The 25,705-nt window shown below is 61.0% G+C and carries 20 protein-coding genes; 15 read left to right on the top strand and 5 right to left on the bottom strand.

Annotation, left to right across the window (positions count from 1 at the left end):
- The 6 genes from KGA81_RS17545 to arfB all read left to right on the top strand — a co-directional run bounded on the left by KGA81_RS17545 (position 1) and on the right by arfB (position 6,749).
- A complete protein-coding gene (locus KGA81_RS17545; RefSeq protein WP_108218704.1) occupies positions 1-630 on the top strand; it encodes an L-threonylcarbamoyladenylate synthase in 630 nt (209 codons plus the stop codon).
- Positions 631-690: 60 nt separating this feature from the next.
- Positions 691-1,449, top strand: coding sequence for a segregation and condensation protein A (locus tag KGA81_RS17540; RefSeq protein ID WP_223461458.1), 759 nt, complete (start codon positions 691-693; stop codon positions 1,447-1,449).
- Between the two features lie 11 nt (positions 1,450-1,460).
- Positions 1,461-2,456 (top strand): SMC-Scp complex subunit ScpB, encoded by a 996-nt coding sequence (gene scpB, locus KGA81_RS17535; RefSeq protein ID WP_223547437.1) that lies wholly within the window; start codon positions 1,461-1,463, stop codon positions 2,454-2,456.
- Between the two features lie 187 nt (positions 2,457-2,643).
- The gene (gene rluB, locus KGA81_RS17530; protein ID WP_223547436.1) at positions 2,644-3,855 is read left to right on the top strand and encodes a 23S rRNA pseudouridine(2605) synthase RluB; all 1,212 of its coding nucleotides are present in this window, start codon (positions 2,644-2,646) and stop codon (positions 3,853-3,855) included.
- Between the two features lie 852 nt (positions 3,856-4,707).
- A complete protein-coding gene (locus tag KGA81_RS17525) occupies positions 4,708-6,120 on the top strand; it encodes an amino acid permease (RefSeq protein ID WP_223547435.1) in 1,413 nt (470 codons plus the stop codon).
- Between the two features lie 215 nt (positions 6,121-6,335).
- A complete protein-coding gene (gene arfB / locus KGA81_RS17520) occupies positions 6,336-6,749 on the top strand; it encodes an alternative ribosome rescue aminoacyl-tRNA hydrolase ArfB (protein ID WP_180202868.1) in 414 nt (137 codons plus the stop codon).
- On the opposite strand, the gene KGA81_RS17515 is transcribed toward arfB, so the two are convergent.
- The 5 genes from KGA81_RS17515 to phhA form a co-directional block, all read right to left on the bottom strand.
- Entirely contained in the window at positions 6,746-7,945 is a 1,200-nt protein-coding gene (locus tag KGA81_RS17515; RefSeq protein WP_223547434.1) for an MFS transporter, read from the bottom strand. The genes arfB and KGA81_RS17515 overlap by 4 nt on opposite strands.
- Positions 7,946-8,044: 99 nt before the next feature.
- Positions 8,045-8,230: a hypothetical protein gene (locus KGA81_RS17510; RefSeq protein ID WP_223547433.1), complete on the bottom strand. Its 186-nt coding sequence runs from the start codon at positions 8,228-8,230 to the stop codon at positions 8,045-8,047.
- 445 nt (positions 8,231-8,675) lie between these two features.
- Positions 8,676-9,869, bottom strand: a complete 1,194-nt coding sequence (locus KGA81_RS17505; RefSeq protein WP_223547432.1) for an amino acid aminotransferase — start codon at positions 9,867-9,869, stop codon at positions 8,676-8,678.
- A complete protein-coding gene (locus KGA81_RS17500) occupies positions 9,869-10,225 on the bottom strand; it encodes a 4a-hydroxytetrahydrobiopterin dehydratase (RefSeq protein WP_223547431.1) in 357 nt (118 codons plus the stop codon). The genes KGA81_RS17505 and KGA81_RS17500 overlap by 1 nt, the downstream gene beginning before the upstream one ends.
- A gap of 104 nt (positions 10,226-10,329) precedes the next feature.
- Positions 10,330-11,121, bottom strand: a complete 792-nt coding sequence (gene phhA, locus KGA81_RS17495; protein ID WP_223547430.1) for a phenylalanine 4-monooxygenase — start codon at positions 11,119-11,121, stop codon at positions 10,330-10,332.
- A gap of 289 nt (positions 11,122-11,410) precedes the next feature.
- On the opposite strand from phhA, the gene KGA81_RS17490 reads away from it, so the two are divergent.
- From KGA81_RS17490 to KGA81_RS17450, 9 genes are all read left to right on the top strand, one after another.
- Entirely contained in the window at positions 11,411-12,973 is a 1,563-nt protein-coding gene (locus tag KGA81_RS17490) for a sigma-54-dependent transcriptional regulator (protein WP_223547429.1), read from the top strand.
- Positions 12,974-13,270: 297 nt separating this feature from the next.
- Positions 13,271-14,011 (top strand): flagellar basal body rod protein FlgF, encoded by a 741-nt coding sequence (locus tag KGA81_RS17485; RefSeq protein ID WP_010457018.1) that lies wholly within the window; start codon positions 13,271-13,273, stop codon positions 14,009-14,011.
- Positions 14,012-14,056: 45 nt separating this feature from the next.
- Complete coding sequence (flgG, locus tag KGA81_RS17480; protein ID WP_223547428.1) at positions 14,057-14,842, top strand: flagellar basal-body rod protein FlgG; 786 nt, start codon at positions 14,057-14,059, stop codon at positions 14,840-14,842.
- A 52-nt stretch (positions 14,843-14,894) separates the two neighbouring features.
- Entirely contained in the window at positions 14,895-15,590 is a 696-nt protein-coding gene (flgH, locus tag KGA81_RS17475; protein ID WP_223547427.1) for a flagellar basal body L-ring protein FlgH, read from the top strand.
- Between the two features lie 27 nt (positions 15,591-15,617).
- On the top strand, positions 15,618-16,706 hold the full coding sequence (locus KGA81_RS17470) for a flagellar basal body P-ring protein FlgI (protein WP_223547519.1): 1,089 nt from the start codon (positions 15,618-15,620) through the stop codon (positions 16,704-16,706).
- A gap of 11 nt (positions 16,707-16,717) precedes the next feature.
- A complete protein-coding gene (flgJ, locus tag KGA81_RS17465; RefSeq protein ID WP_223547426.1) occupies positions 16,718-18,001 on the top strand; it encodes a flagellar assembly peptidoglycan hydrolase FlgJ in 1,284 nt (427 codons plus the stop codon).
- Positions 18,002-18,011: 10 nt separating this feature from the next.
- Positions 18,012-20,057, top strand: a complete 2,046-nt coding sequence (flgK, locus tag KGA81_RS17460; RefSeq protein ID WP_223547425.1) for a flagellar hook-associated protein FlgK — start codon at positions 18,012-18,014, stop codon at positions 20,055-20,057.
- A gap of 13 nt (positions 20,058-20,070) precedes the next feature.
- The gene (locus KGA81_RS17455; protein ID WP_223547424.1) at positions 20,071-21,642 is read left to right on the top strand and encodes a flagellar hook-associated protein 3; all 1,572 of its coding nucleotides are present in this window, start codon (positions 20,071-20,073) and stop codon (positions 21,640-21,642) included.
- A gap of 115 nt (positions 21,643-21,757) precedes the next feature.
- Positions 21,758-25,351 carry a glycosyltransferase gene (locus KGA81_RS17450; RefSeq protein ID WP_223547423.1) on the top strand — a complete coding sequence of 1,198 codons (3,594 nt, stop codon included), beginning with the start codon at positions 21,758-21,760 and terminating at the stop codon, positions 25,349-25,351.
- Positions 25,352-25,705 lie beyond the last annotated feature (354 nt).

Raw genomic sequence — 25,705 nt, 5'->3', positions numbered from 1 at the left:
GTGAGTCAATTTTTCCAGATTCATCCGGAAAACCCGCAAGCGCGCCTGATCAAACAGGCAGTCGAGATCATCCGCAAGGGCGGGGTGGTGATTTATCCCACAGACTCTTCCTACGCCATTGGTTGCCAGATCGGCGACAAAGTGGCTGTGGAGCGCGTGCGACGTTTGCGCGGGCTGGATGAAAAGCATAACTTCGCACTGATTTGCTGCGATCTGTCGCAATTGGGGCTGTTTGCCAAGATCGACACCGGCACTTTCCGCTTGCTCAAGGCCCACTTGCCGGGGCCGTACACGTTCATTCTCAACGCCACCCGCGAAGTACCGCGACTGTTGTTGCACCCGAAGAAGCGCACCATCGGCCTGCGGGTGCCAAGCCATCCGATTGCCCTGGCACTGCTGGAGCAACTCGGCGAGCCGTTGATGAGCGTGAGTCTGATCATGCCCGGTGAAACCGACCCTATGTTCGATCCCTATGAAATGCGCCAGTTGCTCGAACACCAGGTCGATCTGATCATCGACGGCGGCTTCGGCGGGATCAAGGCGTCCACCGTGATCAACCTCGCCGACGGTGAGCCGGAAGTGATTCGCGTTGGTTGCGGCGACCCTGCGCCGTTCATGGTCGAGGCCTAGATGTCCGCAGTAGAACCCGTCGACAGTCAGGCCGGAGCCCAGCAGGAACTGCCTTTCGCCATGGTCTATGGCCAGGCGGTCATGGAAATGCCGCTGGACCTGTACATCCCGCCGGATGCCCTTGAGGTCTTCCTCGAAGCCTTCGAAGGGCCCCTCGACCTGCTGCTGTACCTGATCCGCAAACAGAACATCAACATTCTCGACATCCCGGTGGCGGAAATCACCCGCCAGTACATGGGCTACGTCGAGTTGATGCAGTCGGTGCGCCTGGAGCTGGCCGCCGAGTACCTGGTGATGGCTGCGATGCTGGCCGAGATCAAGTCGCGGATGTTGTTGCCACGGGCTGAAACCGTCGAAGACGAGGAGGAAGACCCGCGCGCCGAGCTGATTCGCCGCTTGCAGGAGTACGAGCGCTTCAAGGCTGCCGCCGAAGGCATCGATGGCCTGAGCCGCGTCGGTCGCGACGTGGTGGTGCCCAAACTCGACGCCCCGCAGGCCCGGGCACGCAAGCTGTTGCCGGACGTGCGCCTGTCCGAGCTGCTGTTGTCCATGGCCGAGGTGTTGCGCCGTGGCGACATGTTCGAAAGCCATCAGGTCAGCCGCGAGGCGCTGTCGACCCGCGAGCGCATGAGCGATGTGCTGGAACGGCTCAAGGGCGGCGGTTTCGTGCCATTTGTCGAGCTGTTCACCGCTGAAGAAGGGCGCCTGGGGGTGGTGGTGACCTTTATGGCGATCCTTGAACTGGTCAAGGAATCCCTGGTCGAGCTGGTGCAGAATGAGCCATTTGCCGCGATCCACGTGCGAGCGCGAGCCGAATAACGAGTCGAAACATGAACCTGACTGAACCCCGTGATCTGGCACCCTTGCTTGAAGCCTTTCTGTTGGCTTCGGGAAAGCCGCAATCCCTGGAAAACCTGTTCGAACTCTTCGAAGAAGGCGAGCGCCCGGAACCGCCGGTCTTCAAGAAGGCCCTGGCGATTCTGGCCAAGTCCTGTGATGGCCGCGCGTTTGAGTTGAAGGAAGTGGCCTCGGGTTATCGCCTGCAAATTCGCGAGAAATTTGCGCCTTGGGTCGGGCGTCTGTGGGAAGAGCGCCCGCAGCGTTACTCCCGCGCCATGCTGGAAACCATGGCCCTGATCGCCTATCGCCAGCCGATCACCCGTGGCGAAATCGAAGACGTGCGGGGCGTGGCGGTCAACAGCAACATCGTCAAGACGTTGATGGAACGGGAGTGGATCCGCATCGTCGGCTACCGTGACGTGCCCGGCAAACCGGCGATGTTCGCCACCACCAAGGCGTTCCTCGATCACTTCAACCTGAAAAACCTCGACGACCTGCCGCCGCTGGCGGAACTGCGCGAGCTGGAACCGGATCCGGTGCTCGATTTCGATGACGCTCCCGTACCTGCCGGTCTGCAAGAGTTGGCCGATGCCAGCGCCGAACCGGAAGAGCCGAAGGAAGAAACCAGTTTCCACACGCTGCTGCTGGAACTGGACAGCATGGAAGAGGGGCTCAAGACCGACTTCGACGATCTGCTGCGTGATGGGGCGTCGTCTGAATTCGATCCGCAACAGTCGGATATCGAACCGGAAGTCGAAGCGGCACAGCCCGAGCCCGAGCCCGAGCCCGAGCCCGAGCCTGAGCCGGAAATTGAACCGGAGCAAGAAGACGACATCCTTGGCGTTGCCGAAGCTCGGGAAAAGCTTCTGGCCGCTGTAGCTGCGCTCGAACAGCCGAAACCCGAGCCCGAGCTTTCAGACGAAGAGGCCGAAGCCCGGGCTCTGGCGGAAGCCATCGAAGCAGAGCGTCGCCAGTTCGAAGACTGAACGCAACTTCCGCGAACACCAAAGATCCCTGTAGGAGCGGCGGACCGGCCGGCGGAAAAACAAATAACCTTGCCTTGATCAGCTAGTCTCTGATGCGCAAACGCCCTCATGCGCGTATGATTCGCGACCCTTCGGCGATCCCTTCGCCCAAGTACCCAGTTTTCAGACCACACCGGGAGGTGCCCAGATGAGTATCAAAGACCAGCAAGACGACCAGCCAATCGGCCCAGCAGGCGAAAAACTGCAGAAAGTCCTCGCCCGTATCGGCGTCGGCTCGCGCCGTGACGTGGAAGCCTGGATCAGCCACGGCCGCATCAAGGTCAACGGCAAAGACGCCACCCTTGGCCAGCGTGTCGACATGCACGACGCCATCACCATCGATGGCAAGGTGATCAAGCGTGAAGAGGCCGCCGAGTCGGTCCGCCGCGTGATCATGTACAACAAACCCGACGGCGAAATCTGCACCCGTGTCGACCCTGAAGGTCGTCCGACGGTGTTCGACAAGCTGCCGCGTCCGAAAGAAGGGCGCTGGATCAACATCGGCCGCCTGGACATCAACACCACCGGTTTGCTGATGTTCACCACCGACGGTGAATTGGCCAACCGTTTGATGCACCCGTCCTACGAGATGGACCGCGAGTACGCCGTGCGTGTACGCGGTGAAGTCGACGACGAAATGATCGAGCGCCTGAAGGCTGGCGTTGTCCTTGAAGATGGCCCGGCCAGGTTCACCGACATCAAGCAGGCGCCAGGTGGCGAAGGTTTCAACCACTGGTACCACTGCGTGGTGATGGAAGGTCGTAACCGTGAAGTGCGTCGTCTGTGGGAATCCCAGGGCTTGGTGGTCAGCCGTCTGAAGCGCGTGCGTTTCGGTCCGGTGTTCCTCAACTCCGACCTGCCGATGGGCCGCTGGCGTGAAATGAGCCAGTACGAAGTCGACATTCTCAGCGCCGAAGTTGGCCTGACGCCGGTAGCCATGCCGCAACTGAACGCCAAGAGCAAGGACAAGCTTGACCGGATGCAGCGCAAGTCGTCGCGGCCGATGGCCAGGACCGAGCGTGTACGCACCCTGCGTCCAGCGAATGGCGGACCTGCTGCCCCGCGTGATAACCGCGAGCCGCAGATCGAAGGCGAGCGTCCAGGTCGCAAGCCAGCCGCCCGTCAGGACGGCGAACGCGGTCCACGCACGCCACGTCCGGCCAACGGCCGTAGCGAGCGTGGCGAAGGTCGTGGTACGCCGGTAGCCGATCGCCCGGTCGACACCAAGCGCCCGGCCAAGCCTGCGCCGAAGCGTCCGGGGATCAAACTGGTCGACGGCGACGCGCCATCGGGCAAACGCCGTGGCGCACCGGCTGGTTCCGGCCAGCGTCCGGGCTTCGGTCGTCGCAAGCCGGAGTAATCGGCTGAGCGCTTCATAAAAACGCCAACCTTCGGGTTGGCGTTTTTTTTGGCCTGGCTTTATATCTGTGTCGTTTTTGAGGACGCCATCGCGAGCAAGCTCGCTCCCACAGGGAAATGAGTTTGCTTGGAGAATCGCGATCAAAATGTGGGAGCGAGCTTGCTCGCGATGGCGTCAGTCGCTGCACCGAGAACTCCAATGTGGAAATCCGGATTTACGCCCTGTAAAGAAAACCTGACGAAATCCGCAGATTAACCCCGTGGATTCGCCACTTCCTGGATTCCGTAAGAAAACTCTTACGCGTCAGCGCCTTCCTTCCTACATCCGACTCTCTAGCCCGCTTGTTTCATCGCTCCAGTCAGGGTGTCATGCGCGCCATGCCTGTCGTGCAGGTGCATAACAAAAAGGAGGCGCAATGAACGCCGCAATCCATCTCCATCTCTCTGCGAGAGGCGGTTTACCTGCCTTTCCCGCCGATGATCCGCAAGGATCTGACCCATTTTTTGCAGCCGCCCGAGCCTCTCGGGGCGGACACAGGCAATCCCGGCCATAGACACGCTTGTCCAGCGGGTCTGGCAGCAGGGGGTTACAGGTGTACAATGCGCCGCGTTTTACCTGTGACCTCCTGCGCACCTGCGCAAACCTCAAGGCTATCCGCCTTGTTCACTCCGTCGCGTCACGAGCGTGTCGGGTTCGATTTCGTCGCAGATAAAAACAAACAGGTGACGCATGACCGTTGTAAATACGCTGAACTCCTGGTGCCTGCGCTGGGGTTTGATCGGTGCCGCTTAACGCCTTTCTTGAGCAGCAACGTCTTCTGAACATAATCAAACCTTGCGTGAGACCCTTTTCATGAGTGGACAAAACCCGCAATCAGGCGAGCTCAAACGCGGCCTGAAAAATCGCCACATTCAATTGATCGCCCTCGGTGGCGCGATCGGTACCGGCTTGTTCCTCGGTTCGGCCGGGGTATTGAAATCCGCCGGCCCGTCGATGATCCTCGGTTATGCCATCTGCGGCTTCATCGCCTTCATGATCATGCGCCAACTGGGCGAAATGATCGTCGAGGATCCGGTGGCCGGTTCCTTCAGCCACTTCGCGCACAAGTACTGGGGCGGCTTTGCCGGCTTCCTGTCGGGCTGGAACTGCTGGATTTTGTACATTCTGGTGGGCATGTCCGAGCTGACGGCCGTCGGCAAGTACATCCACTACTGGGCCCCGGACATCCCGACCTGGGCTTCTGCAGCTGCCTTCTTCGTGCTGATCAACGCCATCAACCTGGCCAACGTCAAAGTGTTTGGCGAGGCCGAGTTCTGGTTTGCAATCATCAAGGTCGTGGCGATCGTCGGCATGATTGCCCTGGGCAGCTACCTGCTGGTCAGCGGCAATGGCGGTCCGCAAGCCGCGGTCAGTAACCTGTGGTCCCACGGTGGCTTCTTCCCGAACGGTGTCAGCGGTCTGGTGATGGCCATGGCTTTCATCATGTTTTCCTTCGGTGGTCTGGAAATGCTCGGTTTCACCGCTGCCGAAGCCGACAAGCCGAAAACCGTGATCCCGAAAGCCATCAACCAGGTGATCTACCGGATCCTGATTTTCTACATCGGTGCCCTGGTCATCCTGCTGTCGTTGACCCCGTGGGACAGCTTGCTGACCACCCTGAACGCCTCCGGTGATTCCTATAGTGGCAGTCCGTTCGTGCAAGTGTTCTCGATGCTGGGCAGCAACACCGCCGCGCACATCCTCAACTTCGTGGTCCTGACGGCGGCGTTGTCGGTGTACAACAGCGGTACCTACTGCAACAGCCGCATGCTGCTGGGCATGGCCGAGCAGGGCGATGCGCCGAAAGGTCTGGCGAAGATCGACAAGCGCGGCGTGCCGGTGCGTTCGATCCTGGCCTCGGCCGCCGTGACGCTGATCGCGGTGCTGCTGAACTACCTGATCCCGCAAAACGCGCTGGAATTGTTGATGTCGCTGGTCGTGGCCACCCTGGTAATCAACTGGGCGATGATCAGCTACTCGCACTTCAAGTTCCGCCAGCACATGAACAAGACCAAACAGACGCCGCTGTTCAAGGCCCTGTGGTACCCGTACGGGAACTACATCTGCCTGGCGTTCGTGGTGTTCGTCCTCGGTGTGATGTTGTTGATTCCGGGGATCCAGACATCGGTGTACGCGATTCCGGTGTGGCTGGTGTTCATGTGGGTCTGCTACGGCATCAAGAACAAGCGCAGTGCGCAACATGCACTGCAGGCAGCAATGAAGTAACTCAGTCGCACAAACAACGAACCCGGCCATGTGCCGGGTTTTTTGTGTGCGCTGCAAAAACCTGTGGGAGCGTGGCTTGCCCGCGATGAACGATAACGCGGTGTACCTGATAAACCGTGGCGCCTGAATCGCGGGCAAGCCACGCTCCCACAAGGTCCGCATTCATTCAATCTAATCGCGGTATCCTGAACACCCTCGAATACGGACGCTTTCCCATGCTGGTCATTTCCAACAACGTGCACCTGCCGGATGCCGAGATCGAGTTGACGGCCATTCGCGCCCAGGGCGCCGGTGGGCAGAACGTCAACAAGGTCTCCAGTGCCGTGCACCTGCGCTTCGACATTCCGGCATCGTCCTTGCCCGAGTTCTACAAGGAGCGGCTACTGGCGCTGCGTGACAGCCGCATCACCAGCGAGGGTGTGTTGATCATCAAGGCTCAGCAATACCGGACGCAGGAGCAGAACCGTGCGGATGCCCTGGAGCGTTTGATCGAACTGATCCAGAGCGCCACCAAGGTCGAGAAAAAACGCCGTCCAACCAAGCCGACCCTCGGCTCGAAGACCCGTCGCCTCGAATCCAAGAGCAAGCGCGGCAACATCAAGGCCGGGCGCGGCAAGGTCGACTTCTAGCGGGCGTCCCGCGCTTCGCGTTGCTTTGGTGCCTGCCGATACAAGTAAAGGCTCAGTATCAAACCGCTTACCGCGGCAAGGGCGGCGAACAGGAAGATCGACGCGAAACCGAACCCGGCCGCAATCGCCCCGGCCAGCGGCCCGGTAATCCCCAGCGACAAGTCGATGAACAGAGAATAGGCGCCGACCGCCGCGCCACGGCTGGAGGCCGGGACCAGGTTGACCGCTTCCACCCCCAGCGCCGGAAACACCAGCGAAAAGCCGAAGCCGCTCAGCGCCGCTCCCGCCAGCGCCCAATGTGCATCGGGTGCCAGCCACAGCAACAGCAATCCGAGGGTTTCCACCGACAGGCAGGCAATGGCCACGCGAAAGCCGCCGAGGCGGTTGATCAGGTTGCCGAACAGCAAGCGCGCGCCGATGAAACTGGCGCCGAACAGGCTCAGGCACAGCACGGCGTTATCCCAGTGTTGCGTGGCGTAATACAGGGTGATGAAGGTGGCGATGGTGCCAAAACCAATGGAGCCCAGGGCCAGTCCGCAGCCGTGGGGGAAGACCCGCCCGAGCACGTGCATGAACGGCAGGCGCTCACCGGCAACGATCGGCGCGGCGGTTTTCGGCCAGGCCAGCAGCAGGCCGAGCACGGCCAGCAACACAATGCTCACGCCCATGCTCCACAAGCCCAGGCGATGGACGAGCAGCACGCCCAAGGGCGCACCGACGGCCAGTGCACCGTAGCTGGCGATACCATTCCACGAGATGACCTTGGCGGTATTCACCGCGCCGACCCTGCCAATGCCCCAGCCAATCGAGCCGGAGCCCACCAGGCTTTCCGCGCTGCCGAGCACCAGGCGGCCGATCAGCAGGCTGAACAGGCTCAAGGCCGGCAGGCTCTGGGTCCAGGCCGAGAGCAACATGAACACACCACTCAAGCCGCAACCGGCCAGGCCATACATCACGGCCAGTTTGCTGCCCTTGTTGTCGATGATCTTCCCGGCATAGGGGCGGCTGAGCAGGGTGGCCAGGTATTGCACGCTGATCACCAGGCCCGCGATCACCGCGCCGAACCCCAGGTCGCTGTGGACGTAACCGGGCAATACGGCCAGGGGGATGCCGATGTTCAGGTAGCCGATAAAGGTGAAAAGGACGATGGAAACGACTTGCAGCGTGACCGCCAGGGGGCGCTGGTTTTCAGGCATGGGTAAAGGTCCACGGTAAAGCAGGATAGATAGGCTGCTTATGATAGCGGTGTGGACGGTCGCAGGTTGTGAAAAAGTAAAACTATTTGCCGGGCGCTGTCATTCAGGTTTGACGGGGGCGACCAGCTGCGTGGTGACCAGGGCGGCCAGCGCATTTTCCTGGGTGCCGAAGCGGGCGAGCAAGGCGGATTGTTTCTCGGGAGAGAGGCGATTCCAGATCTCGATCATTTTCTCGGCGGTGCCGATCAGGACGCTGGCCTGCGCTTCGCTGAATTCATCGGTCATGGATAGAGTTCTCGTTTCAGGCAGTGTGGAAAGCGCATGTTAGCGCTTTCCACACGGTCTGTACGGTGGGTGTTTCAGTCTTCTCTGTCAGCCTGGCGGCGGTCAGTAGCTTCTTTCGGCTGGGGCTGTTGGGCACAGGCTTGCTGCGTGGTCGTCTGCTCAGGTACGTGCAGGCTTGGGAAGGGGAGATTAGGGATCTCGTGCATGGTTGCGCTCCTCGCTAAGTCTGTTGATAGATCTGGTAGATCCGCGCTTTAAAAAAAGCCTGGGCAGGATACCGCACTGAAAATGACAAACAGACTTTTATATCCATTTGTTGCGACGGATGGGGTTGTATAGACAGATCTCTGTAGGAGCGAGCTTGCTCGCGATGGTGTGTCAGACAATGTTGATGTCGACTGAAATACCATCGCGAGCAAGCTCGCTCCTACAGAGGGGGGCAGGGTTATTTGCAGACGCTGGCTATCGCCTCGGCCAACAGATCCAGGCGTGTGGCATCAATGCCCGCGACGTTGGCCCGGCCGGAGCTGACCATGTACACGCTATAATGATCGCGCAGGTTCTTCACTTGTTCCGGCGACAGGCCTGTGTAGGAGAACATCCCGCGTTGCACGCCAATGTGCGCAAACCGCTCGCGCAAACCGTGTGGCTCCAGCGCCTCCACCAGACCGCTACGCAGTTGGGCGATACGCAAGCGCATGGCTTCCACTTCGTCAGCCCAGAGATTTTTCAGCTCCGGGTCGCCGAGGATGGTCGCGACCACGGCCGCACCGTGATCCGGTGGCGTCGACCACAGGTTGCGGGCAATGTTGGCCAGTTGGCTGCGGATGTCGGTGAGCTTGTCGGCGGTTTTCGCGCAGACAATCAGCGCGCCGGTGCGGTCGCGGTACAGGCCGAAGTTCTTCGAGCAGGAACTGGTGATCAGCAGCTCCGGCAACTCGGCGGCGAACAGTCGGGTCGACCAGGCATCCTGTTCCAGGCCATCGCCGAATCCCTGATACGCGAAGTCGATCAGTGGCAGCAGTTCGCGCTTGCGTACGACCTCCAGCACCCGCTGCCAGTCATCCCGGGACAGGTCGAAGCCGGTCGGGTTATGGCAGCAGGCGTGCAGCAACACCACGTCACCCTTGGGCGCTTCATTGAGCGCCGCCAGCATGCCGTCGACGTCAAGACGGTTGTCACTGCCCACATACGGGTAGTGGCTGACCTTGACCTTGGCTGTCGCAAAAATCGTTTCGTGGATCGGCCAGGTCGGGTTGCTCAACCAAACGCCACGGCCCGGCAGGCATTGGGCGATGAAGTCCGCGCTCAGGCGCAGCGCACCCGTGCCACCCGGTGTCTGGGTGGCGCCGGCGCGTTGTGCGCTGATCAGCTTCGAGTCGGCACCCAGCACCAGCTCACTGATGGCCTTGCCGAACGCGGGCTCGCCGTGACCACCGATATAAGTCTTGGTGGACTGGCGATCCACCAGGCGCTGCTCGGCAAGCTTCACCGACTCGAGAATCGGAGTCAGGCCCTGGGCGTCTTTGTAGACACCCACGCCCAAATCGAACTTGCGCGGGTTCGGGTCCTGCGCGTAGGCCTCCATCAGGCCGAGGATCGGGTCGCCTGGCACTCGACCGATGGCGTCGAAGTGCATTACTTGCGGCCCTCGGCGTCCTTGGCCACTTCGTCGGTGCGCGCGGCCATGATGAAGTCGTTGCGGTGCAGGCCTTTGATCGAGTGGCTCCACCAGGTCACGGTGACTTTGCCCCACTCGGTCAGCAGGCCCGGGTGGTGGCCTTCGGCCTCGGAGATTTCACCGACGGCGTTGGTGAACGCCAGGGCATGTTTGAAGTTCTTGAACAGGAAGACTTTTTCCAGTTGCATGACGCCGTCGCGTACTTCGATGTTCCAGTCCGGGATCTGCTTGATCAGGATCGGCAGTTCTTCATCGCTGACTTGTGGGGCGTCGGCGCGGCAGGCTTCGCAATGGGCTTGAGTTAATGCGGTCATGATGTGTTCCTGAAATCGAATGTTGGGAAATCGGCCCTCAGTGCTACCACGCTAATCCAAAGCGATGGTTTCTGACAGGCTCACTTGATTCTAAAAGCGGCGGATCACGCAGCTTTTGGTTTTGGCGGAAACTTCGGTGCGTGCAGACCCATCTGCATCGCTTGCTTGACCATGCCCATGATGTCTTCGTGAGCGAGGTCGAACAGACGCTTGAGATTTGGCAACGCAAAGTACAGTGGCTGCAATATGTCGATGCGGTAAGGCGTGCGCATGCATTCCAGCGGATCGAATGCCTGATGCTCAGGCTCGTCCGACAGGCAATACACGGTCTCTTTGGGTGAAGACAGAATGCCGCCGCCGTAGATGCGTTGGCCTTGCGGGGTGTCAACCAGACCGAACTCGATGGTCATCCAGTACAGGCGCGCCAGGTACACGCGTTCTTCCTTGGTCGCCTTGAGGCCGAGCTTGCCGTAGGTGTGGGTGAATTCGGCGAACCACGGGTTGGTCAGCAGCGGGCAGTGACCAAAGATCTCGTGGAAAATGTCCGGCTCTTGCAGGTAATCCAGTTCTTCGCGGGTGCGAATAAAGGTCGCCACTGGAAACTGCTTGCTGGCCAGCAATTCGAAAAAGGTCTGGAAAGGGATCAGCGCCGGTACGCGGGCAACCTGCCAGCCAGTGGTTTCACCGAGGACCTTGTTGATTTCGCCGAGCTGAGGAATGCGGTCGTGGGGCAGACCGAGTTTTTCGATACCGTCCAGGTACTCCTGGCACGCACGCCCTTCGATCACTTTCAGTTGACGGGTGATCAGCGTGTTCCACACCGCGTGTTCTTCAGCGGGGTAGTCGATAAAACCTTGCGCATCGGGCTCGCGAGCCACGTATTGCGTCTGCTTCATGCTGCTCTCCTGCTAGGGGACTTCGTTCTTGTTATGTACTGCTATGGACCTAGAAATACTCCATGAATTGCACCGTTGCAGCAGGTGCCCGGCATCGTACGTAGGAAAAATCCTCGATAATCGTAAAGTTTTCGTTACGTATTGGGCGTCAGTGCATAAATGTTGAGATTGATGGGTGGGAAAAGCTCTCCACCTGTCACATAATCTTTACGACTATCTGCGCGCCTCGAAAGAAAATGCGATCGGGCGTGTGCCGCAAACCTTATTCATTGCTTTTCAGGCCTTTCATATGCGTATCAAAGTCCATTGCCAGAACCGCATCGGCATCCTGCGCGACATTCTCAATCTGCTGGTGGAGTACGGGATCAACGTGGCCCGCGGTGAGGTGGGTGGTGAGCATGGCAATGCCATCTACCTGCATTGCCCGAACCTGATCAACATTCAGTTCCAGGCCTTGCGTCCGAAGTTCGAAGCGATTGCCGGGGTTTTCGGCGTCAAGCGTGTAGGGCTGATGCCCAGCGAGCGTCGGCACATGGAGCTCAATGCACTGCTCGGTGCGCTGGAGTTTCCGGTGCTGTCGATCGACATGGGCGGCTCCATCGTCGCGGCTAACCGTGCGGCGGCGCAGTTACTCGGGGTGCGGGTCGACGAGGTGCCGGGGATTCCTCTGTCGCGCTACGCCGAAGATTTCGATTTGCCGGAACTGGTGCGCGCCAACAAGTCGCGGATCAACGGGCTGCGGGTCAAGGTCAAGGGTGACGTATTCCTGGCCGACATCGCACCGCTGCAATCGGAGCATGACGACAGCGAGGCCATGGCCGGTGCGGTGCTGACGCTGCACCGCGCCGACCGGGTGGGCGAGCGCATCTACAACGTGCGCAAGCAGGAGTTGCGCGGCTTCGACAGCATCTTCCAAAGCTCGAAAGTCATGGCCGCCGTAGTGCGCGAAGCGCGGCGCATGGCGCCACTGGATGCGCCGCTATTGATAGAAGGCGAAACCGGCACCGGCAAAGAGTTGCTGGCGCGGGCCTGCCATCTGGCCAGTCCTCGCGGGCAGTCGCCGTTGATGGCGCTCAATTGCGCCGGATTGCCGGAGTCCATGGCCGAGACGGAATTGTTCGGTTACGGCCCTGGTGCCTTTGAAGGGGCGCGAGCCGAGGGCAAGCTCGGACTGCTGGAACTGACGGCGGGCGGTACGCTGTTTCTCGATGGCGTCGGGGAAATGAGCCCGCGCTTGCAGGTGAAGTTGCTGCGCTTTTTGCAGGACGGTTGCTTCCGTCGTGTAGGCAGCGATGAAGAGGTCTACCTTGATGTGCGGGTGATCTGCGCGACCCAGGTCGATCTGTCTGAACTGTGCGCTCGCGGTGAGTTCCGTCAGGACCTCTATCACCGCTTGAATGTGTTGTCGCTGCACATCCCGCCGCTGCGCGAATGCCTCGACGGCTTGACGCCGCTGGTGGAGCACTTCCTCGATCAGGCCAGCCGGCAGATTGGTTGTTCGCTGCCCAAACTCGCTCCGGCGGCCATGGAGCGACTCAGCCACTACCATTGGCCGGGTAACGTGCGGCAACTGGAAAACGTGCTGTTCCAGGCGGTTTCCCTGTGCGACGGCGGTACGGTCAAGGCCGAGCACATTCGTTTGCCTGACTATGGTGTGCGTCAGCCCCTTGGCGATTTTTCGCTGGAAGGCGGGTTGGACGAGATTGTCGGGCGCTTTGAGAAAGCCGTGCTGGAGCGCTTGTATTCCGAGCACCCGAGCAGTCGGCAATTGGGCAAGCGGCTCGGGGTTTCGCATACCACCATTGCCAACAAGTTGCGTGAGTACGAGGTTGGCAAGGACAACAGCATTTAAGATCAAAAGATCGCAGCCTGCGGCAGCTCCTACACCGACCGAGTACACCCGCGACATTGCGGCGTACGCATAAACTGTAGGAGCTGCCGCAGGCTGCGATCTTTTGATCCGTTGCCGCGAAGCGGCATGACACCGCCGGTTTTTCGTCTCTGATACAAATCCCTCAATCCCCTCTGAATCCTCAAAGTCCTTTGTTTGCCGGGCCTGGCGCCGCCAAAAACAAGTTGGTCTGCAAATTGCTTATGGCTCAGCAGTACAGCAGTGGACGGCAAACGTCCGGCAGGCAGAGGAACAATTGTGGACAAGTACCTTTATGTGGCAATGACCGGCGCCAGCCAGAATGCACTGGCGCAAAAGGCTCATGCCAACAACCTCGCGAACATCTCCACCAACGGCTTCCAGAAAGACCTGGAACAGGCCCGTTCGATGCCGGTGTTCGGTGACAGCTTTCCGGCGCGTGCGTTTGCCATGACCGAACGCCCAGCCACCGATTTCTCCCCTGGCTCACTGGTGGAAACCGGCCGCGACCTCGACGTTGCCGTGCAAGGCAACGGCTGGATTGCCGTACAGACTCCCGATGGTGCTGAAAGCTACGTGCGCACCGGTAGCCTGAACGTTGACGCCCTGGGCGTGCTGCGCGCCGGCAACGGCATGCCGGTCATGGGCAATGGCGGGCCGATTGCCGTGCCGCCGGAGCAGCAGATCGAAGTCGGTGAGGACGGCACCATCAGCATCCGCGCGATGGGCGAAGGTCCCCGGGTGATGGCTGAAGTCGACCGCATCAAGCTGGTCAACCCGGACCTCAAGAACATGACCAAAGGCCTGGATGGTTCGATCCACACCAAGGACGGCAAGCCGGCGCAGGCCGATGCCGGCGTCAAGCTGGTGTCCGGGTTCCTCGAGTCGAGCAACGTCAATGCCGTGGAAGAGATGACCTCGGTTCTGGCCTTGTCCAAGCAGTTCGAGCTGCACATCAAGATGATGAACACCGCCAAAGACGACGACCAGGCCATGGCTCGGGTCTTGCAGATCAGCTAATTACCAGAACGTCGCGCCGTAAAACAGGCGCACGAGGAGAATCGAATGCTTCCGGCTCTATGGGTTGCCAAGACAGGTCTTTCCGCCCAGGACACCAACCTGACCACCATTTCCAACAACCTGGCCAACGTGTCGACCACGGGTTTCAAACGTGACCGCGCCGAGTTCCAGGACCTGCTCTACCAGATCAAGCGCCAGCCAGGCGCCCAGTCGACCCAGGACAGCGAACTGCCGACGGGGCTGCAACTGGGTACCGGTGTACGCATCGTCGGCACCCAGAAAAACTTCACCGCCGGCAGCCTGCAAACCACCGAGCAGCCACTGGACATGGCCATCGACGGTCGCGGCTTCTTCCAGATCCTGCAACCGGACGGCACCACGTCCTACACCCGTGACGGTACCTTCCACCTGGACTCCAACGGCCAGATCGTCAACGCCAGCGGCTTTGCCCTGGAGCCGGCCATCGTCATTCCGAACGAAGCGCAGACCTTCACGGTCGGTCGCGACGGCACTGTGTCCATCACCGTTGCCGGCAACCCGGCCGCCCAGGTGATCGGTAACCTGCAAACCGCCGACTTCATCAACCCGGCCGGCCTGCAGGCGGTAGGCAACAACCTGTTCCTGGAAACCGCCGCCAGTGGCGCGCCGCAAGTCGGCACTCCGGGCCTGAACGGTTTCGGCTCCACGCTGCAGAACACCCTGGAGACGTCCAACGTCAGCACCGTTGAGGAGATGGTCAACATGATCACCACCCAGCGCGCCTACGAGATGAACTCCAAGGTGATCTCCACCGCCGACCAGATGCTCTCGTTCGTAACGCAGAATCTGTAATCAAGTCTATGGGGCGGCCTTGAGGCTGCCTGCAACACCGTGAGGTAGGGTCATGAATCGCTATGTATCTGTTCTGGCACTGAGTGGGATCACCGCGCTCGCAGGTTGCGTGCCGGCGACGCCCAAGCCCAATGACCCTTACTACGCTCCGGTGTTGCCGCGCACGCCATTGCCGGCGGCGGCGAACAACGGCTCGATCTATCAGGCCGGTTTCGAACAGAACCTCTACAGCGACCGCAAGGCGTTCCGGATCGGTGACATCATCACCATCACCCTGAACGAAAGGACCCAGGCCAGCAAAAACGCCAACTCGCAAATTGGCAAGAACAGCAAGGCCAGCATCGGCCTGACCTCGCTGTTCGGCTCCACCCCCAACACCAACAATCCGTTTGGCAGTGGTGACCTGAGTCTGGACGCCAGCTATGAAGGCGACCGCGCGACCAAGGGCGACAGCAAAGCGGCGCAAGGCAACACCCTGACCGGCTCGATCACCGTGACCGTCGCCGATGTGCTGCCCAACGGCATCATCGCGGTGCGCGGCGAGAAGTGGATGACCCTCAACACCGGCGATGAGCTGGTGCGGATTGCCGGCCTGGTGCGCGCCGATGACATCTCCACCGACAACACTGTGTCGTCGACCCGTGTCGCCGATGCGCGCATCACCTACTCGGGCACCGGTTCGTTTGCCGATGCGAGTCAGCCAGGCTGGTTCGACCGTTTCTTCCTCAGCCCGCTGTTCCCTTTCTAGGTGGTCAGTTTGAATCTTAAACACCTGATGGTGGCCGCCTTGATGCTGTCCGCCGCGTTCAACGCGCAGGCCGAGCGCCTGAAGGACATCGCCAGCATTTCCGGCGTGCGTTCCAACCAATTGATCGGCTATGGCCTGGTGGTCGGGCTTAACGGCACCGGTGACCAGACGACGCAAACCCCGTTCACCCTGCAGACCTTCAACAACATGCTCTCGCAGTTCGGCATCAAGGTGCCGCCGGGTTCGGGCAACGTGCAGTTGAAGAACGTCGCGGCGGTGTCGATCAGTGCCGATTTGCCGGCGTTCGCCAAGCCGGGTCAGCAGGTCGACATCACCGTTGCGTCCATCGGCAACTCCAAGAGCTTGCGCGGCGGCACGTTGCTGCTGACACCGCTCAAGGGTATCGACGGCAACGTCTATGCGGTGGCCCAGGGCAACCTGGTGGTCGGCGGTTTCGATGCGGAAGGGCGAGACGGCTCGAAGATCACCGTCAACGTTCCGTCGGCCGGTCGCATCCCCGGTGGTGCGTCGGTGGAGCGTGCGGTGCCGAGCGGTTTCAACCAGGGCAACAGCCTGACGCTGAACCTCAACCGTTCCGACTTCACCACCGCCAAGCGCATCGTCGACAAGATCAACGACATGCTCGGCCCTGGCGTGGCCCAGGCCATCGACGGCGGTTCGATTCGCGTCACTGCGCCGCTCGATCCGAGCCAGCGCGTCGACTATCTGTCGATCCTGGAAAACCTCGAAATCGATCCGGGCCAGGCGGTGGCGAAAGTCATCATCAACTCCCGTACCGGTACCATCGTGATTGGCCAGAACGTCAAGGTATCCCCGGCCGCCGTGACCCACGGCAGCCTGACCGTGACCATCACCGAAGACCCGATCGTCAGCCAGCCCGGCCCTCTGTCCAATGGCACCACGGCGGTGGTGCCGCGTTCGAAGGTCAACGCCCAGCAGGAAGCCAAGCCGATGTTCAAGTTCGGCCCCGGCACCACCCTCGACGAGATCGTGCGGGCGGTGAATCAGGTCGGCGCGGCACCGGGTGACTTGATGGCTATCCTCGAAGCGCTGAAGCAGGCCGGCGCCCTGCAAGCCGACCTGATCGTGATCTGAGGACGGCCATTGTGGATATGCGCAAGAGCGGTCTGGTCAGCAGCAGCGATTCGGGCTCCTATTCGGACCTCAATCGTCTGAATCAGCTCAAGGTCGGCGACAAGAACAGCGACGGCAACCTGCGCAAGGTGGCGCAGGAGTTTGAGTCGCTGTTCCTCGGTGAGATGCTCAAGTCGATGCGCTCGGCCACTGAAGCATTGGGCCAGGACAACCCGCTGAACACGCCGGCGGCCAAGCAGTACCAGGAAATGTACGACCAGCAACTGGCGGTTTCCATGTCCCGGGAGGGCGGTGGTATCGGCCTGGCGGATGTGCTGATGCGCCAGATGTCGAAGAACAAACCGCTGGCACCGGGTGAAGCCGCCGCTGCGTCGCTGGCCAAACAAGAGGCCGCGAAAGCAGCCGTGCAAACGCCGGTGGCGGCGGGTACGGTCGCGCTCAATGGTCCGCTGTCGCGGGTCAATGGCCAGCGTCCGTTGTGGGCTTCACGTTCAGTCCATACGCCGCAGGAGGCGGGCGAGGGTGCCCATCGCAATGACATGGCACTGATCAATCAGCGACGCCTGGCATTGCCGCCGAAGCTGGCAGATCGTCTGTTGGCCGGGCTGGTGCCTTCGGCGACGACCACGGCTACGACGGCCATCAAAACTCAATTGCCAGAGCGCGCAACGACTACCGGTGCGGGACCGTTGTACAACGGCGACTGGCTGGCCAACGCGCAGCAATCCTCCACTGGCGGCATGCAGATCTACGGTCGCGCCATGGCGCAGATTCCTCTGGCGCCACCGAAGAAAGCCTTCGGTTCCGCCGATCAGTTCGTCAATACCATGTTGCCGATGGCCAAGGAAGCGGCGGCCCGGATCGGTGTCGATCCACGTTACCTGGTGGCCCAGGCGGCCCTGGAAACCGGTTGGGGCAAGTCGGTCATGCGTCAGCAGGATGGCAGCAGCAGCCACAACCTGTTCGGCATCAAGGCCGGCAACAGCTGGCAGGGCAATTCGGCGCGGGCGATCACCAGCGAATTCAGAAACGGGCAGATGGTCAAGGAGACGGCCGAGTTCCGTTCCTACGACTCCTACAAGGACAGTTTCCATGACCTTGTGACTTTGCTGCAGACCAATAATCGCTATCAAGATGTCGTGAAGTCGGCCGATAACCCAGAACAGTTTGTACGCGAGTTGCAGAAGGCCGGTTACGCAACCGACCCGGACTACGCAAGCAAGATTTCGCAGATAGCCAGGCAGATGACGAGTTACCAGAACTACGCTGCGGCGGGCGTTTCAACGAATTTATAAGGTCTGAATCATGAGTTTGCTCAATATCGGGATGTCGGGGCTCAGTGCTGGCCATAACTCGTTGGTGACGACCGGCAACAACATTGCCAACGTCGACACCGCCGGGTACTCGCGCCAGCAGTCTGTGCAGAGCACCAAAGGCTCGATTCAGTATGGCAATGTGTTCATCGGCACCGGCACGACGCTGGCCGATGTGCGCCGCGTGTACAACTCCTATCTCGATTCGCAACTGCGCACTGCCACCTCGCTCGACAGTGAAGCTACGTCGTACAACGCACAGGCCACGCCGCTGGACGCCACGCTTTCCGATACCAACACCGGGCTGACCGGTGTACTGCAGAAGTTCTTCACGTCGATGCAAGGCGTTTCGACCTCGGCCACCGACGACACGTCCCGCCAGTCGGTGCTGACCGGTGCCCAGGCCCTGTCCGCCCGCTTCAATTCGATTGCCAAGCAGTTGAACGACCAGAACACTAACCTGAACGGCAGCCTGGGCGACATGGCGGATCAGGTGAACAAGCTGTCCACCACGATTGCCACGCTCAACCAGAAGATTTCCGAACTCTCCACCGGCACCAACCAGCCAAACGACCTGCTGGACTCGCGCAACGAAGCCGTGCGCCAACTGTCCGAGCTGGTCGGTACCCAGGTGGTCGAGCGCGGCAACAGCTACGACATCTACATCGGCAGCGGTCAGCCACTGGTGGTCGGCAACACCACCAATACGCTGCAAACCGTACCGAGCCAGGGCGATCCATCGCGCATGGCGCTGCAGCTCAACCGTGGCTCCAGCACCATCGATGTGACTTCGGTGGTCAGCGGTGGCGAAATCGGTGGTCTGCTGACTTACCGCAAGGAAGTGCTCGACCCGTCGCTCAATGAGCTGGGGCGGGTGGCACTGGTGGTTGCCGACCAGATCAACAGCCAGCAGGCGCAGGGCATCGACAAGAACGGTGATTTCGGCGCGGCGATCTTCAACAACATCAACAGTGCCGCCCTGATCAGCCAGCGCAGCATTGCCGCGGCGGGCAACAGTGCCGGTTCCGGCAACCTGGATGTCACCATCAAGGACACCGGCAAGCTGACCACCAGCGACTATCAGGTGACGTTCACCAGCGCCACCAACTACACCGTCAAGCGCTCGGACGGCACCGACCTGGGCGCGTTCAGCACCACGACCACTCCGGCTCCGGTGATCGACGGCTTCAGCCTGAACCTCAACGGCGGTGCACTGAGCGCCGGGGATTCGTTCAAGGTGACACCGACCCGTGGCGCGGCGGCGAGTATCCAGACCGTGCTCACCGACCCGAAAAAAATCGCGGCCGCAGCACCCTTGACCGGCGTGACCAGTGCCAACAACGCCGGCACCTACACCCAGCCGACGCTGACCAGCACCCTCGATATCTACAACCCGGCGGCCCAGGCAGAAATGCAGACCGCGCTCAAGTACGCGACGCCGGTCAAGCTGGTGTTCGGCGCGGCCAGCAGCGGTAGCCAGAGCTACAATCTGGTCGATGCCAAGGGCAATTCGATCAGCACCGGCACCATCGTTCCTGGCCAGAGCAACACCCTGAACCTGAAAGTGGGCATGGTCGATGCCAGCGGTGCTGCGGTCATGGACACCAGCGTCACCCCGGCCGTGCAGAAGACCTTCACCGTGCAAACCACGGTCGGCGCCACGCCCGCCAGCGGCGAAAGCTTCACCATCAACCTGACCGGGGCGGCGTCTTCAGACAACCGCAACGCCCAAGCGCTGGTCGGCCTGCAAACCAGGCAGACCGTAGACACCGGCACAGCGAGCAAGGGCATCAGCCTGACCGATGCCTACAACAAGCTGGTGACCAACGTCGGCGCCAAGGCAGCCCAGGGCAAGTCCGACAGCGACGCCACCACGGCGATCCTGGCCAACGCCAAAGGTGCACGGGATTCGAACTCCGGGGTCGACCTGGATGAAGAAACCGGCAACCTGGTCAAGTACCAGCAGTACTACACCGCGTCTTCGCAGATCATCAAGGCTGCGCAGGAAATTTTCACCACGCTGATCAACAGCCTTTAAGGAGTCGTAATTCATGCGCATTTCCACCGCCCAGTATTACGAAATCACCGCTGCGAACTACCAGCGCAACTTCAACAAGGCCATCGCGACCAGTAACGAAGCCAGCAGCCTGACCCGCATCAACACCGCCGCCGATGATCCGATCGGTGCCGGTCGTTTGCTGGAGCTGGGTCAGCAGAGCGCGATGCTTGAACAGTACGGTACCAACATCGGCACCACCAAGAATGCGTTGAGCCTGCAGGAAACGACGCTCGACTCCATCGGTACCGCTTTGCAGCGCGCCAAGGAACTGGCCCTGGCCGCCAGCAACGGCATTGCCACCGACGCGGACCGCAAGGCCTACGCGTCAGAGTTGGGCCAGATCCAGCAACAAGTGCTGGGCCTGATGAACGCCAAGGATGCCAACGGCAACTACCTGTTCTCCGGTTCGAAAACCGACACCGCGCCTTACTCGCAGAACTCGGACGGCACCTACAGCTACAACGGTGACCAGACCACCATCGACCTCGGCATTGGCGACGGCATGACGGTCGGGACCAACACCACTGGTTGGGATGCGTTCCAGCAGACCATCAACACCAGTCGTACCCAGACCACCATGACCGCTCCGGCGGTGGATGACGGTCGCGTGGTGCTGACCAACGGCACGGTCGGCACAAGTTCCACCTACAACGCGAAATTCACTGGCGGCCAGCCGTACACCGTCAGTTTCCTCAGCAGCACCCAGTTGCAGATCACCGACTCGCTGGGCAACGACGTGACCGCCGAAGCCAGTCAGAGCGGCCTGATCAGTAACTCCAACGGCGCCAACCAGACGGTCAGTTTCCGTGGCGTCGACCTGAAGTTGAACATCAACCTCAAAACCGGTGATACCAACCCGGATGCGGTGATCGCCGGTCACAGCTTCAATCTGTCTTCCACGTCGGACACCTTCAACACCTCGCGCAGCGCCGGTAACGCGTCGACCGCGGTCATCACCGGTTCCAGCGTGAGCAACCCGACGGATTACACCAACGCCTTCCCGTCGGGCGGGGCGATCCTCAAGTTCACCAGCGCCAGCAATTTCGACCTGTATGCCGCGCCGATCACAGCCGACAGCAAACCGGTGTCGTCGGGCACCGTGGCGGGCGGCAACGCCACCGCAGCGGGCGTGACCTTTGCCCTGGGCGGTGGCGCCCCGGCGTCCGGCGACCAGTTCGCGATTGAGTCCAACAACCATCAGACCCAGAACGTGCTCGACACTCTCGGCCAGATGATCACCGCGCTGAACACGCCAATCGATGGCGACCCGGTGGCCAAGCAGAAGTTTCTGGGCACCATGGAGTCGGGAATGGGCAACATCGACAGTGCGGCCAACCAGATCGGCTCGGCCATCACCACGATCGGTGCCCGCGGTCAGGCACTGGATAACCAGACCGCGACCAACGGGAGCCTGACCCTGGCGAACAGCGCGAGCCAGTCGTCGATTCGCGATTCGGACCCGGCCGAAGTCATGACTCGCCTGACCTTGCAGCAAACCATGTTGCAGGCGGCGCAGCTGGCGTTCAGCAAGATTTCCCAGTTGGGCCTGTTCAACAAGATCTGACGGTGGTCGGGCGCGCAGGCGCCCGATGGCCTTGCCCCTTCAGTATTTATCGTCTTTTTTGCGGTAACGAAGGGCTCGCCTTTCAGGGCGGGCTCGCGCCGCCTGTGAGCCCGCCGTGAATTCACTTCCGCTTGTCAGCCTGGTCATTCCCGCCTTCAATCCACGCTTTTTCGGCCGTGCCTTGCACACGGCTGTGAACCAGAGCTACGGCAACCTGGAGATCATCGTTTGCGATGACAGTCGCGGTCACGAGATCGCAGACATCGTGGCTTCGGTGGTCGAGCAGGGAGCGACCGTGCGCTATGTGCGTAACCCGCGCACCTTGGGGCTGGTGGGCAACCTGCAAGCCTGCCTGGAAGTGGCGCAAGGCGAGTACATCAAGTTTCTGTGTGATGACGACCAACTGTTCTCGGCCAGCATCGAGCGTCAGGCCCAGGTGCTGATCGATTGTGCCGACGTCAATCTGGTGGTGGCCCAGCGCCTGCTGTGGGACGCCGACGACATGCCGCTGCCGTCGCGCCTGGAAAACACTCCGCTGTCCCCGGTGGGCGGAGTGTTCAAGGGCGAGGACCTGCTGGCGATCTTCGAAAACTTCCCGGTCAACATCCTCGGCGGCTTGAGCAACGCGATGTTCCGTCGGGCTGACGTGCTCGAACTGTTCCCGGCACTGACGCAGCCCGGCCATTGCTTCGTCGCGACCCTCGATTTTGCCTTGTACGTCTGCCTGATGCGGCGCGGCAATCTGGCGGTGTCCAATCATGTGCTCGGCGTCGAGCGCCTGTACCCCGAGCGTCTGAGCGGCCAGCAGTCGATGAAAGACGCGGCCGAAACCGAGCGGCAATGGCTGTCGCAGATGCTCAAGGCGCGTGGCGGCGAATCTGCGCCGGCCCAGGGTTGGGTGCGCTATGTGCCACTGACGAAAGTGGACGAGTCACCGCGGGTCTGGGAAGAGTTGCCGCTGAGCAGGACCCTGGGCACCAAGCAGACCACCCAGGATTGGCATGTCGGCATCGCCAGTGTCAGTTTCGCGCAACTGTATGCCCAGTGGCTGGCATGCCGCACGCTCACCGACGGTCAGCGCGAGTTGCTGGCGGATACGTTGGAGGCTTGGCCAACCCGGCCCAAAATCGTTCCGGTCATCATCGATGAGCAAGGCAGCCGTTCGGCGCTGGAACTCACCCTGCAATCGCTGGCGGATCAGGATTACGCCCCTGAACTGACGCTGGTGCTGTCGGCATCGTGCACAGAGGCTGTGCTGGACGAGCGTGTGTTCCGCTTGCCGTTGCAGGACGACTGGCAGCAGCAGATCAACGCCCTGTTGCCGCAACTGGAAGGCGTTGGCTGGTTCTATCTATTGCGCGCCGGTGATCGTCTGGTGGCGCCGGCCTTACTGGTCATGGCCGAGCGGATTGCGTTGTCGCGCACGCTGACCTGCCTGTACAGCGACGAAGGTGGTCTGCATCAGGGGGAATCGGCCGAACCTGCATTCAAGCCGGATTTCAACCTGGACCTGATGCGCAGCTATCCCTACGTGGGGCGAGCGCTGGCGTTCGAGCGCGAGCAATTCCTGGCGTTGGGCGGTTTTGATTCGGTGTATGGCGAACTGGCGCCGCACGATGTGCTCTGGCGCATGGTCGAGCAAGGCGGCACGCACGTGGTCGGGCACATTTCGGAGGTGCTGCTGGAGTCGGCGTTCGACCTGGCCAAATGGCTGTCGCAGCCGCAAGTGATGGACACCAATCCGCGGTTGCTCGAGGCGCACTTGCAGCGCCTGGGTGTCGCCCATGACATTCGTGAGGGCAGTTCGGCGTTGCTCAATCGGGTCGACTATCGGCATGTTGATCGGCCGCTGGTATCGATCGTGATCGTCAGCAAGGACCAGACCCTGGCATTGCAACGTTGTGTCGAGAGTCTGCTGGAGAAAACGGTCTACGGCGAATACGAGTTGCTGTTGGTGGATAACGGCAGCGAGAGCGCCGAGGCGCTTGACTGGTTCGCCGGCATGGCGCAATTGGGCAGTGAGCGGGTCCGGGTGCTGCGCTGCGAGTTGCAGGGTAATGCGGCGGCGGTGCGCAATGTCGCCGTGCAGCAGGCTAGTGGCGAATACGTCCTGATGCTCAATCCCTACACGATCATCACCCAGGGCGAATGGCTGGGCGAGCTGCTCAATCATGCGCGACGTCCGGAAGTCGGCGTGGTCGGCGCCAAGCTGTTCAACCCCGATGGCCGCGTGCTGCATGCCGGCCTGATACTCGGGTTGCAAGGGCCGGCCGGGGTGCCGTTCCATGGTGAGACGCTGCACGCAGCGGGCTATATGTACCGCTTGCAGGTCGCTCACAATTTCAGTGCCGTCGGCGGCGATTGCCTGATGGTGCGCAAGTCTGTCTTTGATGCAGTCGGTGGCCTGGATGAGCAGGACCTGGCGCAGTCTCTCAACGAAGTGGACCTGTGTTTGCGCGTCGGCCAGGAAGGTTATCTGGTGGTGTGGACGCCTCACGCGCAACTGGCGTTGGGCGCGCAGCCGGCGGTGGTTGCACAAGAAGGTGATCAGGCTCGAAGTGAGCAGGAGCAGGAAGTTTTCTATAAGCGCTGGCTGCCGATCGTGGCTCGTGATCCGGCCTACAACACCAACCTGGCGCTGCAGGGTTTGGGTGGGGCGAGCTTCAGTCTCGAGCCCGGCCTGCGATCCGGCTGGAGCCCGTTTTCCAGGGCGCAGCTGCCGAAGATTCTCGCGTTGCCGGTTAACGCATCTGCCATCGGCCACTACCGGGTCACTCAGCCGCTGATCGAACTGGAAGCCGCCGGCAGGGCGCACGGGCGCATTCATTACAACCTGCCGACCATCATCGAAGTCGAGCGCCATTCGCCTGACGTGATCATCCTGCAGGGGCGCTATTCCGAAGGTCCGATCAACGAAATCCCGAGCCTGCAAAAATACTCCAGCGCGCGGCGTATCTATGAGCTCGATGACTTCGTGATCAACGTTCCGCACCGCAATGCGCATATCCGCAATATGCCGGGCAAGGATGAAATGGAGGCGTTGGTCCGGCGCGCCATCGGCATGTGCGATCGCGTGGTGGTCTCCACTGAACCGCTGGGTAACGCGCTGTCAGACATGCATCAGGACATTCGCGTGGTGCCCAACATGTTGGCCTCGCACTTGTGGACCGACCTGCACAGCCAGCGCCGCACCTCGAAAAAACCTCGGGTCGGCTGGGGCGGCGGCACCAGCCACCACGGTGACCTGGCGGTGATCGCCGATGTGGTTCGCGAACTGGCCAATGAAGTCGACTGGGTGTTCTTCGGCATGTGCCCGGACGATCTGCGCCCGTACATGCATGAGTTTCATGGGGTGATCGGGCTGGACGTCTACCCGGCCAAGCTGGCCAGCCTGAACCTGGATCTGGCATTGGCGCCGCTGGAGTTCCACATCTTCAACGACTGCAAGAGCAACCTGCGCCTGCTGGAGTATGGCGCTTGCGGTTACCCGGTGATCTGCACCGACACCGAGGCCTATCGCGGCTACCTGCCGTGCACCCGGATCAAGACCAACTCCACGGATGAGTGGCTGCAAGCGATCCGCATGCACCTGGCCGATCCGGACGCCAGCTATCGCATGGGCGATGAGTTGCGCGAGATCGTGCTGCGTGACTACGTGCTGCGCGGCGATAACCTGCGTTACTGGGAAAACGGCTGGCTGGCGGACTGATCGTTCAGGCTGTTCTGCGCAAAGGCAGGCGACGTCAAATCGCCTGCCTTTTTTTTGCTTGGACCGGTTTAGGTATGGCCTCCTGTGGGAGCTGGCCTGCGAGCGAAGGTCGTCAACGATAACGCGGCAAACATGAATAAACGCGGTCCCCTGTAGGAGCCGGCTTGCTGGCGATGGTCGCCAACGATAACGCGGAAAGCCTGAATAAACGCAGTCCCCTGTAGGAGCTGGCTTGCCAGCGATGGTCGCGAACGATAACGCGGGTAACATGGATAAACGCAGCGCACTCGACTCCATCGCCAGCAAGCCGGCTCCTACAGCGGACTGCGTTTATTCAGGCTTTCCGCGTTATCG

This window comes from Pseudomonas sp. A-B-19, assembly GCF_019947515.1.
Lineage (GTDB): Bacteria > Pseudomonadota > Gammaproteobacteria > Pseudomonadales > Pseudomonadaceae > Aquipseudomonas.
Note: the sequence above shows the minus strand (reverse complement) of the source record. Positions and strands in the feature narration are given on the sequence as shown.

Bases quoted from the DNA above. Each gene is read 5' to 3' on its own strand.
- KGA81_RS17540 (WP_223461458.1), top strand. From the start codon at position 691: ATGGTCTATGGCCAGGCGGTCATGGAAATGCCGCTGGACCTGTACATC.
- flgK (WP_223547425.1), top strand. From the start codon at position 18,012: ATGAGTTTGCTCAATATCGGGATGTCGGGGCTCAGTGCTGGCCATAAC.
- scpB (WP_223547437.1), top strand. From the start codon at position 1,461: ATGAACCTGACTGAACCCCGTGATCTGGCACCCTTGCTTGAAGCCTTT.
- rluB (WP_223547436.1), top strand. From the start codon at position 2,644: ATGAGTATCAAAGACCAGCAAGACGACCAGCCAATCGGCCCAGCAGGC.
- KGA81_RS17490 (WP_223547429.1), top strand. From the start codon at position 11,411: ATGCGTATCAAAGTCCATTGCCAGAACCGCATCGGCATCCTGCGCGAC.
- KGA81_RS17510 (WP_223547433.1), bottom strand. From the start codon at position 8,230: ATGACCGATGAATTCAGCGAAGCGCAGGCCAGCGTCCTGATCGGCACC.
- flgG (WP_223547428.1), top strand. From the start codon at position 14,057: ATGCTTCCGGCTCTATGGGTTGCCAAGACAGGTCTTTCCGCCCAGGAC.
- phhA (WP_223547430.1), bottom strand. From the start codon at position 11,121: ATGAAGCAGACGCAATACGTGGCTCGCGAGCCCGATGCGCAAGGTTTT.
- flgH (WP_223547427.1), top strand. From the start codon at position 14,895: ATGAATCGCTATGTATCTGTTCTGGCACTGAGTGGGATCACCGCGCTC.
- KGA81_RS17455 (WP_223547424.1), top strand. From the start codon at position 20,071: ATGCGCATTTCCACCGCCCAGTATTACGAAATCACCGCTGCGAACTAC.
- KGA81_RS17515 (WP_223547434.1), bottom strand. From the start codon at position 7,945: ATGCCTGAAAACCAGCGCCCCCTGGCGGTCACGCTGCAAGTCGTTTCC.
- KGA81_RS17525 (WP_223547435.1), top strand. From the start codon at position 4,708: ATGAGTGGACAAAACCCGCAATCAGGCGAGCTCAAACGCGGCCTGAAA.
- arfB (WP_180202868.1), top strand. From the start codon at position 6,336: ATGCTGGTCATTTCCAACAACGTGCACCTGCCGGATGCCGAGATCGAG.
- KGA81_RS17470 (WP_223547519.1), top strand. From the start codon at position 15,618: ATGGTGGCCGCCTTGATGCTGTCCGCCGCGTTCAACGCGCAGGCCGAG.
- KGA81_RS17505 (WP_223547432.1), bottom strand. From the start codon at position 9,869: ATGCACTTCGACGCCATCGGTCGAGTGCCAGGCGACCCGATCCTCGGC.
- KGA81_RS17500 (WP_223547431.1), bottom strand. From the start codon at position 10,225: ATGACCGCATTAACTCAAGCCCATTGCGAAGCCTGCCGCGCCGACGCC.